This window comes from Paenibacillus sp. FSL M8-0212 (assembly GCF_038004645.1).
GTDB lineage: Bacteria > Bacillota > Bacilli > Paenibacillales > Paenibacillaceae > Paenibacillus.
On record NZ_JBBORP010000001.1, the window covers coordinates 4,315,385 to 4,326,742 of the forward strand.

The window sequence follows — 11,358 nt, forward strand, 5'->3', positions numbered from 1 at the left end:
CTTTATCAGTACGGCATTAATAATGACTGTTTCGGCAGTGACTGCATTAAGCTTTTATGCGAGTAATTATTATGATGATGCTAAAGCGGATAACCCAAACTATCCGGATTTTGGTCCTGCAGTACAATTATCAGAAGAGGAAATTAATAGAGCTCTAGAAAATGTCAGTAGTATAACGACTTCTTTTGGAACATTTAATAGGGTACCCGAGAAAGACGCCTTCATTTCCGAAAATGAAACGGTGGATAACTTAGATCATTTAACTGCTGATACCAAACAGATTCTTTCTCACGGTAATTACTTTGTGAAAAGCGATTCCGAGGAATAAATTTATCAAAAAATAGCTCGGAAAGGCGGTGTGGCAATGCCAGCGACCTGGACATTTAGTGCAAATAGGAAAAGAAACATTATCCCTTTTAAGAAATAATATTAGACAAGGGGATGGTTGTACCATGAAAATTTCAGACCGACTATTAAGACAATATTTAGATCACGTTTATTGGATATGCGGAGGCCCTTGCGGTGGAAAGAGCACGATGACAAAGTTGCTTTCTTCAAAATGGGATCTGAATTATTATTCTTCAGATGACCACACTTTTGATTATCAAAAAAAGGCTAATCCGCAGGATCATCCAGCAATTTTGCGACACTTCATTGATTGGGAATGGTTCTTTTTAGGGCGTGGGAACGATAGAAGTCACTGGTTAAATTCAGTGTTTGATGAAAGCGTGGAGTTTATTATTTTGGATCTGTTACAGATGGGGAAAGAGAAGCCAATTGTAGTAGATACTTTTATGGAACCTGCTTATCTAAGGGAGATTGTTAACCCGAACCGAGTTGTTTATATGTTTGCAGAAGATGACCTAATTCGAGCGGAGTATCTGGATCGAGATCATCTGAGAGGCATGGAGGGTTTGTTCCCTAGTTTATCAGATCCACAACGTGCACGGGACGAAACATTAAACACGGTGGTTAGAGCATCGAATCATTACCTGCAACAAGCAGAGCAGTATCAATTAAAATGGTTCATGAGAACACCTCAGTCCAATAAAGAGCAGATGTTATTGGAAGTTGAAAAGCATCTCGGTTTTCGATGATACTGAAGTGTCAAATTATATCCGTCGTCATTTGATACATTAAAGGAATACGATAGCTCAATAAAACCCAGAGAGTAGCCGATCAACCCGATCGGCTGCTTTTGTTCAGCTAAAGGCAGGTTAACTCAACGCCATCTTACGAATTACAGGTGTAACTTTTATTGATTGATAGCGTTGTTGAATATGAGGAACTTCTTATAGGTTTTAAGAATAACTAATAAAAGAATACGAGGAATGAAGTAATGAAGAAAAAGAGACTTTTTTTTACTGTTATATCATTAGCTTTAGCAACAGCGACTGTAACCGCCTGTGATTCAACAAGTCAAACTCAAGAGAATATGTCTAATCCAAAAACTGGTGTATTATCAAGCAAGTCCGAAAGTACAACCCTTTCTAATTCTTTAAGTGAACAAGAGAGTACACCCTCCCACTTTATTGCTTCTGGAGGCGCAACGGTACAGCAACCCTTTTCCGTAAATCCGGAATCTGTACATATAAAACTGCTTATGAAAAACAATAGTAGGCATGAAGTTAATGTTAGTTTAACGCACTTAGATACTAGTGAAGTGTATTTCGCTAGAACGATTGCTCCTGGGGAATCTTTGGATTGGATAAATAGTAAAGAAGGTTTCACACAGGGGATGAGTACTGGAGGCTACTTGCTTCAATGGAGTGGTGGCGGTTATCAGGTTGAGGGGGAATTATGGGGATCAGCTGGTTCAGACCCGGACGATACTGTTGATCTAACTTATTGAACTAACGGTCAGGTTAGTTTTATACCAATCGAGTATAAAAATACTACTAATATAGATGATTCAAACTAATAAAGACTTGGATTAATTTAGGAAACAAGGCTTCTGTATACAGATGATTACCACCTGACATTATCCTGCACGGAAAGTCAGGCGACATAAACTACCGGATGATATGCTTCTTACGAAAGGAGGGATTGTCGTGGATTGGCTAGAGAGAATGAATCGAGCTGTCAGCTATATTGAAGACAACTTAGAACAAGATATTGATTATGACCAAATTGCAAAAATCGCCTTATGTTCAGTTTACCAATTTCAGCGCATGTTTTCATTTGTACTTGATGTCCCCTTATCCGAATATATCAGGCGCAGAAGACTGACGCTTGCTGCATTTGATTTAAAGAACAGGAAGAACACTGTGACGGATATTGCCTTGAAGTACAGATATGAAACACCTGAATCATTCTCACGAGCATTTCAAAATCTGCATGGAATGACGCCTACATTAGCGCGAAATGCCGGAAGTGAGTTAAAAGCCTTTCCTCGGATCTCCTTTCAAATCATATTAAAGGGAGTTGTTGGAATGAATTATCGGATTGAAAAAAGGGATGCTTTTCAAGTTTATGGGCTGGAAGATATCTACCGTTACGACACTATTGCGAATGAGGAGGGGATATCGATCCCTGAGGTTTGGCAAACCATCAGCAATAATGGTGAGTTGAACCGATTATCCCAGTCGGTGAGCGGGGATTGGAGAGACGAAAGTAGTTTCAGCAAGGAACTTGGAGCTGTCTTTGCATTCGAATCCTATACATTCACAAACAATACGACGTTCCCTTATCTGATCGGGTGTTACAAAGCGCTTGATAGCAAGGTGAAAGGATATACAGTTGTTGATGTTCCAGCATCTACGTGGGCAGTATTTTCGACATTAAATGATGGTAATGGCAACGGCAAGTATGATTTACGGTCTTTGAAGAATCGAATATTTTCGGAATGGCTGCAAACATCAACATTTACGATTTTAGATGGCGGCAACTTCGAGATGTATGGTACAAGTGTAGATGGCTACGAATATTGTGAACTATGGTATCGGGTCGAGGGATAGAATGGAACTACGCGGTTGTGACATGCCCGGTCACAGCGTTTTCTTAACTCGAATATGTCACAAGGAACATTTCAGAAACTAACGTAGAAACAATAGCTCAATAATACAAAGAAAGTAGCTGATCAATGTGACCGGCTGCTTTTGTTCAGCTAACGGTAAGGTTACGTTATTGGTAAATCAGCAAAATTATATACTTGACTGTAAAGTACTAAGGTGGGTATCATTTCCATATATTGATGATTAGGAGAATGGTCGATGTTAATTTTAGAGTTAAAACAATCTCATCATCATGAAAAGCGTTAATCCATTCCTTAAAAAATTGGGATGGGTTAACGCTATTCGCGCTTCCCATCCTGTGATATATGAACGCGCAGGACTTAGGTCGAGCGCGTTTTTTTATTTTGGTTACAAAAGAAATGGAGGAGTAAAAATGGCAATCATGACAGATTCAAGAGGTAACATTTTTTTGGAATTTATTCGTATCGAGTACGATAAGGTCATTACAAGCACACTGGATGCTCCACTAACACATGCTCTAATTGTGGTGAAGTGCCAAGGAAAGTATCTATTCATGCATAATAAGTGGAGAAACAACTGGGAACTTCCAGGTGGTATTATTGAAGCTGGAGAGAATGCAGAGCAATGTGTAATTAGAGAATTGTTTGAGGAAACCAATCAAAATATGGATTCGGCTGAATTCAAAGGGCTAATGAAGTTTAGACTCCAGCCAAGTTTTCATGGACCTGAACGGACAGAGTATGGAGCTCTGTTCATGGGTGAACTGTGCCAACTTGATGATTTTGTTGAAAACGATGAAGCTTCTTCAATTATCCTTTGGGATGGTACATCGGATATTGGTGATATCGCAGAAATAGATAGAAAGTTAATTGAATTCGTGTGATACATGATTGAACCAACATTAAAAGATAGTCCAGGGGAATTAATGAACCAATTGAGCAACCCTTTCTATACATCATTCGTTAGAGTATGAGAGAGGTGAGATGAAATTATTAAAATGAGTAATAACATCTTAATGTTGGTATTAGCGGTATCCATGACAATAGCTGGGTGTTCATCAACCGATAAAAATGAGGATAATGTTACTGAACGTGTAGGAGCATCTGATTTTATTCTCGAAGTAACAACACCAACAGTTTTAAGTACGGGTGAAACAATTAAAGTAAAAGGAACATTAAAATATACAGGTAATAAACCTGTTGAAGTAACCCATGGAAAACCTATCATTCGTTTTTTCTTTTCCGGTAGTGACGAGGAGCGTAATTATACGGATGTGGGATATGTAACTGAATTTAAATCAGGTCAAGTGGTTGAGGTTGAAGATGAGTTCATAGTAACCAAAAAAGGGAAACAAAATCTCATTGTGGATATGACCGCGGATATCTCATTAACCATGAATCCAATTGAAATTCTTGTGAAGTAATCTGAGTGATATTGAATTGGCGGGCTATAGATTGGCAGAGGTACAGAGGCACTGCACGAATATGAAATGTTACAAAAATAATGCCTAATAAACTCATTGAAATTGATAAAAAAACCTCCCGTCCCGCATGACATGTGGGCTTGGGAGGTTTTGATTATAGTGCTAATTCAACGTTTATCGTACAAACCATCCAGTGGGCTGAGGGGCTACGTCTGCGGTATCTCGTAAATCATGGACTTTGACATTACTGCCATAGATCATGGAATCACTGCTCAGTCGGAACGAAGGGAAACTGTGCTCGGATTGCAGACGCAGAGAGGGTTCAAAGTAAATCTGCTGCTGTTTGTTGATTACAAAGGGAAGCGACCCCGCTTCTAGGGTAACATCATCGCTATCTGGTTCGTTCAAGATCAGAAGTACCGCAATTCCGTCACAACCGCATCCATCGGTATCATAAAACAATTTGAAATAGCCTGGTCGATCTCCCAGCTTTTCAGTAAGTCTTGCTTCTGCCAGCGGACTGACTTGAATGATCATGACGTTGTTCACACTCCTCTAATCTCCAATGAATTCGCTTACAATTTAATATATGGACCATAAACGCAGATTAGAAGGTGAAATAAAGAAAAGCAAACATGTACTGTAAAAATATTGACGCTAATGCGTAATGCAACGAACCATTCATGTATGAATGTCATACCCGGAACTTCTATGGGTTCAGTGTGAAATCATTCGCCCGTCACTGAAACCCATTTCATCGCCAATCCTTATCTGGTATGATAAGCAGGGAAAATAGGGAAAATTAGAGAAAAAGGAAGGTTCCGCTATGACACCGATCACCATATACGACATCGCCAAAGAAGCAAATGTATCTGTAGCGACGGTCTCCCGGGTATTGAATGATACGGCACCTGTGCGTGCAAGCACCCGAGAGAAGATTATGTCCATCATTGAAAAACACCAGTTTCAGCCCAATGCGCAGGCGCGCAGTCTGATCAAGAAAGAGACGGGTACCATCGCCATCATCCTGCCGGACATTACGAATCCCTTTTTCCCGGAAGTGTTCTGGGGTGCGGAGAATGAGGCTCGCGGATTGGGGTACACCTTCTTTCTGTGCAATACCGCAGGCGACTACAACAGGGAATCTGAATATTTGTCCATCCTGCGAGAGAAGCGGGTAGACGGGATTATTTTCCTCGGCGGGCGAATTAACATGCAGGTCTGTCCGGATGACATGGCTCAGGAATTGATTGATATGGGCAAGCGTATGCCAATTGTACTGGTCAATGGCAATATTGCGAAAGGCGGGTTTCACCGGGTATACACGGATGAGGGGGCAGGGGCAGCCCTTGCAGCTGAGCATTTGCTTGAACTGGGGCATCGCGATATCGCCTTTGTTGGCGGTCTGAAAGAGTTGTCCACAACCATGGTCAAGGTCAGAGCTGTGCAGAAGAAACTTCGGGAGCATGGACTCGAAATACCAAAAGAACGGCAACTGCTCGGCAGCTTCTCCATCGACGACGGCAAACGGGAGATGTCCAAACTACTGGATCGTGACAATCCGCCAACCGCAGTCATCTGCGTTAATGACAACACAGCGATTGGTGCGATCAAGTCAACGATTGAGCATGGGCTCTCGATTCCGAAGGATATATCCATTGTGGGTTATGATGATACACCGCTCGCCAGTGCCGTTATACCGGAACTGACAACCGTATCCCAGAATACGTATCAGCTTGGCAAACAGGCTGTGGATGTGCTGCATGAGCTGATTAACCAAGGCAAACCGAAGAAGCAGATCATTCTGCAACCGGAGCTGATTGTGCGTCAAAGTACAGGACCTGCTGCAAGATAAAGGGCCTGTAATTGGAAAAGAAAGCGTTGACATTTCCTCGAAGGGTGAAATATAATGAGTGCGTGAATGAAACCCCTTTCATAAAGTGGAACGGGTTTTATGTTTCAGCTTAATGAAACCCATTTCATGAAACGGGTTTCAGTGTAGTCATCCATTCATTATATCAAGGGGGCGTAACGTATGAGAAGAAGTTTAAAGGTCATTTCGTTATTGATGCTGGTCATGGTAATGGGTCTGACAGCCTGTAGCAGCGGGAGTAAAAACGGTTCTTCCGGCGAGTCCGGTGGCAAGGTTGATTTGAGCATGACGATCTGGGGCTCGGAGGATGAGAAGAAGATTTATCAGGAACGACTCGACATTGTGAAACAGACGTATCCCGATATTAACGTGAAGCTGAACGTGGTTGCAGGGGATTATGACCAGAAGGTACAGACCATGATCGCCGGGGGAACGGCGCCGGACATCATGATGATTGCCGAGAACTATCAGGCTTACGCCTCCAAGAATCAGATTATACCGTTGGATGACATGATTCAGGCGAACAATGTGAACATGTCCGAGCGTTATTCCGATGATATTGCCAACCTGATGAAGTATGATGGCAAACAATTTGGTTTGCCGGATCGGGCAGGTGCGATGGTCCTCTTTTATAACAAAGATCTGTTCGACAAGGCTGGGGTGGAATACCCAACCAAAGATTGGACGCAGGATGATCTGATGGCGGCAGCTCAGAAGCTGACGGTGAAGGAGAATGGCAAAACGGTTCAATGGGGTTACTACCCAGGTAGCTGGTGGCCGCAATGGATGCAGCTGATCTACCAGAACGGTGGCTCATTGTTCGATGAGAGTGGTAAACCAACCTTCAATACAGAGCCTGTGCGGAAAGCATTACAATTCATGAATGACCTGACCTTCACACACGGTGCGGGACCAACACCAACCGAGATTGCCGACATGGGGAATATCGGAGCCGATCCGTTGTTCGCTCAGGGCAAGATCGCCATGGAAACAACAGGGTTCTGGAACATCGGTTCACTTGCCAAGGTGGAAGGCATTAATTGGGATATCTCTCCGGTATGGGGCGAAACAAATGCATTCTTTAACGGGTTAACCATTACCAACGCTTCCAAACACAAGGAAGAAGCTTTCAAAGTCATCGAAGCACTGACCACACCGGAAGCACAGATGCCGATGGTCAAAGCCGGTCAGGATGCTCCTGCAACCAAAGCAGGTTTGTCCAGTGATGAATTCCTCAATGCTGAATACGGCGGCAAAAAAATCAACATGGCTGCGTTCAGTGAATCGACGATCTATGCAGAACCGTTCAATCCACAATGGAACGAAATGATGAAGCTCATTAACGATAAGCTGGGTGTGTACTTCAACAACAAAGCCTCGCTTGATGATACGGTAACCGAAATTCAGAGTGGACTGGAAAGACTCTACAAATAGAGGATTTTTCTGAACATGCACAAATAGCAGCGACAGCAGGACAGGTGGAATCGGCGTGAATGCGGGTTCCATCTGCTCTCTGCGTCATGGGAGGGCTTAACGTGAGAAAAAAGGACGGGAAATGGTTCTACATCTTCATCTCGCCTTGGCTGATCGGGTTTCTGGGGCTGACCCTGGGTCCGATCCTGTTTTCCATCTATATGAGCTTCACGAATTGGGATCTGTTCCAGTCCCCTGAATTCATTGGTATCGACAATTACAAAACGTTACTGACCGATGATCCGATCTTCTGGAAATCCGTCGGCAATACATTCTTCTATGCACTAATATCCATTCCGCTGGGCATGTCGATCTCGCTCTGGATTGCATATTACCTGAACAAGAAAATCAAAGGGATTACCTTCTTCCGTATTCTGTTCTATCTGCCTTCCGTTGTTCCGGTGGTTGCGAGTTCATTGCTCTTCATCCACTTGCTTGCGCCGACGGAAGGATTGATCAACCAGGCACTTGCGATCTTCGGTATTCAGGGTCCCGCCTGGCTTCTTGATCCGAACTGGGTTAAGCCTGCATTGATTCTCATGTCATTATGGGGTGTAGGTGGTGGCGTGGTATTGCTGCTTGCAGGGATGAAAGGGATTCCACAGGAGCTGTACGAGGCCGCTGCCATTGATGGAGCGAAGAGTACGCAATCGTTCTTCCATATTACATTCCCGATGTTGACTCCCGTCATTTTCTTCAATCTCGTGACTGGTATGATTGGAGCGCTCCAGACCTTCGCGCAGGTATTCATCGTCACTGCCGGCGGACCTGACAATTCAAGTCAGATGGTTGTTCCCTATTTGTTCCAGAATGCGTTCCAATTCTACAAAATGGGATATGCATCGGCGATTGCCTGGGTACTATTCATCATCATCATGGCGTTGACACTCGTTGTATTCCGTTCATCGGCGCTATGGGTGCACTACGAGGAGGGAAAAGCCAATGAGTAATCCATCGACTGTGGAGAAGACGATATCCTATATTTTTCTGATTCTGGTCGGGGTGCTGCTTGCTTCACCTTTCCTGTACATGATCTCCATTGCACTGGCAAGTGACGCAACAACCGTCAAATCAGCTTTTACCTTCGTACCAATGGAGTTCCAATGGTCGAACTTTTATACCATCTTCACGAATAACAATCTTGGCACGTATCTCAAAAACTCGGTCATCATTACCGTCTTTACGATTGTCGGATCGGTATTATCAGCTTCGATCGTATCCTACGGCTTTGCCCGAATCAAGGCAAAAGGCAGCCGTTTCCTGTTTATTGTGTTGCTCAGTACGATGATGATTCCGGGTGAGGTTACGATGGTACCGCAGTTCATCATCTTCCGTCATCTGGACTGGATTAATACATTTTACCCGCTGATCGTACCAAGCTTCTTCGCTGGAGCGTTCAACGTATTCCTGATTCGGCAGTTTGTCATGAGTATTCCAAAATCACTGGATGAAGCCGCCATGATCGATGGTATGGGACACCCGGGAATCTACTGGAAGATCATCATGCCACTGACTTATCCGATACTTGCGGCCATTGCGATCTTCTCATTCTCCTATAACTGGGGCAACTTCATGGGGCCGCTCATCTATATCAATGATCCGGAGAAAATGCCGCTGGCACTTGGAGTGCAGCTGTTGACTACGGTAGGTGGTGGGCAGATGCCACCATGGAACCTTGTGATGATCGCTTCCCTGTTCCTCACGATTCCAATGGTGTTGGTATATCTGTTCGGACAACGTTATGTCTATGAAGCCAACATTAGCGGCGGAAGCAGCGGAATCAAGTAACAGAAGGTATCTGTAGTTTGTGTATGTACTGAACCTGACGTTGAAGGTCAACGAAGTAATTACCGTACATGGAGAAGGGATTGTATAGCCCATGGCGCATAAAGAACAACGCAGCAGGAGCAAACGGAACTATATCCTCATGGGTGTAGCCCTGATTGCCCTGCTGGCAGGAGGAGGAATTGTTATCAATCATTTTGCCAATGAATCATCCAAAACGCTTGAATTTCAAGAGGAACCGGTACGTCTGAAGCTGGATCAGTCCTATGATCATTTTGAAGGCTGGGGCACGTCACTTGCCTGGTGGGCCAACGATCTGGGCGGATGGAAGGATCAGGCGAAGGTGAGTGAAGTGATGGATCTGGTCTTTGATCCGGAGAAAGGATTAGGTCTGAACATCGTTCGTTACAATATTGGCGGTGAGGAAAATCCGGAGATGAAAGCCCTTCGTCCCGGCGGGGATGTACCTGGCTTCCAGCCTGAACCTGGAGAGTGGGATTGGGAGGCTGATGCAGGTCAGCGGGCTGTATTACAAGGCTCGATGGAGCGAGGTGTGAATATTGCTGAAGCATTCTCCAATTCACCACCTTACTGGATGACGATCAGTGGATCGGTGACCGGAGCCGTGGATGGCAGCAATAATCTGCGTGATGATCAGTATGATGCATTTGCCGACTATCTGACCGAAGTTGTGAAGCATTATCGGGACGAGTGGGGGATCACTTTCCGCACACTGAATCCGCTCAATGAACCTTCCTCTGATTGGTGGAAGAAGGGCAATATGCAGGAAGGTAGTCATTTTACGAATGAGAAACAGGCCGAGATTATCAAAAAAGTTGCTGCATCGTTGAAGAGCAAAGGACTGGACGGAACCGTCATTAGTGCCGCAGACGATAATAGCATTGATGAGACGGTGTTTAATTTCAACCTCTATGATCAGGACACGCTGGACGTAATCCAGCAGATCAATACCCACTCCTATAATGGTAGCAAAATGGAAGAGCTACGCACATTGGCAGAACGCCACGGCAAGAAGCTGTGGATGTCCGAGTACGGAACAGGCGGCAGCGAGCCGCACAGTCATGAGGATATGACCTCGGTGCAAGAGTTGGCGGAGCGAATCATGTTTGATCTGAAAATCATGCAGCCATCCGCCTGGGTATACTGGCAGGCCGTTGAAGATGAAGGCGCCAATAATAACTGGGGCTTCATTCATGCCAACTTTAACGGAGAAGAGCAGTATGAAATGACTAAACAGTATTATGGCATGGCCCAGTTCACAAAGTTCATTCGTCCCGGCGCGACGATTATTCCAACGGATGATGGACGCACACTGGCGGCTTATGACGCGGAACGTCAGAGACTGGTGCTGGTGATTCGTAATGAATTGTCAGAGGGAACAACGGCGTTTGAACTGGAAGGGTACACGTATGGAAAATCAGCCACTGCGCAGGTGTATCAGACTTCACCGGATCGGAACATGGAACAGCTTGAAGACATTCCGGTGTATGCCAACGGACTTGAAGTGCCTACGGCCGACAATTCCATCACAACGGTTGTACTGGAAGGCGTGACGTTGCAGGCGAACTGATAATAACACTCGGAAGGTTATTAGGTCATCTGAGTGCTGGTGTAAATATGAACAATATCATTTTGAACTAATCATTTACACAGAAACGAAGAGGACAGAAATAACTTGAAGAAGCGGAGCGTGCGCCTTTATCCCTGGATTTTCCCATTGAAAAGGAATTCATAAAATCTGGGGATAACAGCGATCGGAAAGTTGTTCTGTAATCGTAGTACCCGTGCAAATCGCTTTTAGTTTAACG

General features: G+C 44.3%; 12 protein-coding genes. 11 read left to right on the forward strand and 1 reads right to left on the reverse strand.

Going from position 1 to position 11,358, the window contains the following annotated elements; genetic code table 11:
* The first annotated feature begins 22 nt into the window (after positions 1-22).
* From MKX68_RS19060 to MKX68_RS19085, 6 genes are all read left to right on the forward strand, one after another.
* Entirely contained in the window at positions 23-328 is a 306-nt protein-coding gene (locus MKX68_RS19060) for a hypothetical protein (RefSeq protein WP_340913698.1), read from the forward strand.
* Positions 329-386: 58 nt separating this feature from the next.
* The gene (locus tag MKX68_RS19065; RefSeq protein ID WP_340913699.1) at positions 387-1,097 is read left to right on the forward strand and encodes a hypothetical protein; all 711 of its coding nucleotides are present in this window, start codon (positions 387-389) and stop codon (positions 1,095-1,097) included.
* 242 nt (positions 1,098-1,339) lie between these two features.
* The gene (locus tag MKX68_RS19070; protein WP_340913700.1) at positions 1,340-1,852 is read left to right on the forward strand and encodes a hypothetical protein; all 513 of its coding nucleotides are present in this window, start codon (positions 1,340-1,342) and stop codon (positions 1,850-1,852) included.
* A 199-nt stretch (positions 1,853-2,051) separates the two neighbouring features.
* Positions 2,052-2,957 carry an AraC family transcriptional regulator gene (locus MKX68_RS19075; RefSeq protein WP_340913703.1) on the forward strand — a complete coding sequence of 302 codons (906 nt, stop codon included), beginning with the start codon at positions 2,052-2,054 and terminating at the stop codon, positions 2,955-2,957.
* 430 nt (positions 2,958-3,387) lie between these two features.
* Positions 3,388-3,858, forward strand: a complete 471-nt coding sequence (locus tag MKX68_RS19080) for an NUDIX domain-containing protein (RefSeq protein WP_340913705.1) — start codon at positions 3,388-3,390, stop codon at positions 3,856-3,858.
* 132 nt (positions 3,859-3,990) lie between these two features.
* A complete protein-coding gene (locus MKX68_RS19085; RefSeq protein ID WP_340913706.1) occupies positions 3,991-4,398 on the forward strand; it encodes a hypothetical protein in 408 nt (135 codons plus the stop codon).
* 174 nt (positions 4,399-4,572) lie between these two features.
* Here the strand turns inward: MKX68_RS19085 and MKX68_RS19090 are convergent, their stop codons facing one another.
* Positions 4,573-4,935 carry an iron-sulfur cluster biosynthesis family protein gene (locus MKX68_RS19090; RefSeq protein WP_340913707.1) on the reverse strand — a complete coding sequence of 121 codons (363 nt, stop codon included), beginning with the start codon at positions 4,933-4,935 and terminating at the stop codon, positions 4,573-4,575.
* A 289-nt stretch (positions 4,936-5,224) separates the two neighbouring features.
* On the opposite strand from MKX68_RS19090, the gene MKX68_RS19095 reads away from it, so the two are divergent.
* The 5 genes from MKX68_RS19095 (at position 5,225) to MKX68_RS19115 (ending at position 11,120) form a co-directional block, all read left to right on the forward strand.
* Entirely contained in the window at positions 5,225-6,253 is a 1,029-nt protein-coding gene (locus MKX68_RS19095; protein ID WP_091027982.1) for a LacI family DNA-binding transcriptional regulator, read from the forward strand.
* A 180-nt stretch (positions 6,254-6,433) separates the two neighbouring features.
* Positions 6,434-7,705: an ABC transporter substrate-binding protein gene (locus MKX68_RS19100; protein WP_091027983.1), complete on the forward strand. Its 1,272-nt coding sequence runs from the start codon at positions 6,434-6,436 to the stop codon at positions 7,703-7,705.
* 101 nt (positions 7,706-7,806) lie between these two features.
* Complete coding sequence (locus MKX68_RS19105) at positions 7,807-8,694, forward strand: carbohydrate ABC transporter permease (RefSeq protein ID WP_036668619.1); 888 nt, start codon at positions 7,807-7,809, stop codon at positions 8,692-8,694.
* Positions 8,687-9,532 (forward strand): carbohydrate ABC transporter permease, encoded by an 846-nt coding sequence (locus tag MKX68_RS19110; protein WP_017687022.1) that lies wholly within the window; start codon positions 8,687-8,689, stop codon positions 9,530-9,532. Before MKX68_RS19105 ends, MKX68_RS19110 begins: the two co-directional genes overlap by 8 nt.
* A 91-nt stretch (positions 9,533-9,623) precedes the next feature.
* Positions 9,624-11,120, forward strand: coding sequence for a glycoside hydrolase family 30 protein (locus MKX68_RS19115; protein ID WP_340913711.1), 1,497 nt, complete (start codon positions 9,624-9,626; stop codon positions 11,118-11,120).
* The last annotated feature ends 238 nt before the right edge of the window (positions 11,121-11,358 follow it).

Excerpts from the sequence above, each read along its gene's own strand:
- MKX68_RS19060 (WP_340913698.1), top strand. The coding sequence starts at position 23 with ATGACTGTTTCGGCAGTGACTGCATTAAGCTTTTATGCGAGTAATTAT.
- MKX68_RS19070 (WP_340913700.1), top strand. The coding sequence starts at position 1,340 with ATGAAGAAAAAGAGACTTTTTTTTACTGTTATATCATTAGCTTTAGCA.
- MKX68_RS19080 (WP_340913705.1), top strand. The coding sequence starts at position 3,388 with ATGGCAATCATGACAGATTCAAGAGGTAACATTTTTTTGGAATTTATT.
- MKX68_RS19085 (WP_340913706.1), top strand. The coding sequence starts at position 3,991 with ATGTTGGTATTAGCGGTATCCATGACAATAGCTGGGTGTTCATCAACC.
- MKX68_RS19090 (WP_340913707.1), bottom strand. The coding sequence starts at position 4,935 with ATGATCATTCAAGTCAGTCCGCTGGCAGAAGCAAGACTTACTGAAAAG.
- MKX68_RS19095 (WP_091027982.1), top strand. The coding sequence starts at position 5,225 with ATGACACCGATCACCATATACGACATCGCCAAAGAAGCAAATGTATCT.
- MKX68_RS19100 (WP_091027983.1), top strand. The coding sequence starts at position 6,434 with ATGAGAAGAAGTTTAAAGGTCATTTCGTTATTGATGCTGGTCATGGTA.
- MKX68_RS19110 (WP_017687022.1), top strand. The coding sequence starts at position 8,687 with ATGAGTAATCCATCGACTGTGGAGAAGACGATATCCTATATTTTTCTG.
- MKX68_RS19115 (WP_340913711.1), top strand. The coding sequence starts at position 9,624 with ATGGCGCATAAAGAACAACGCAGCAGGAGCAAACGGAACTATATCCTC.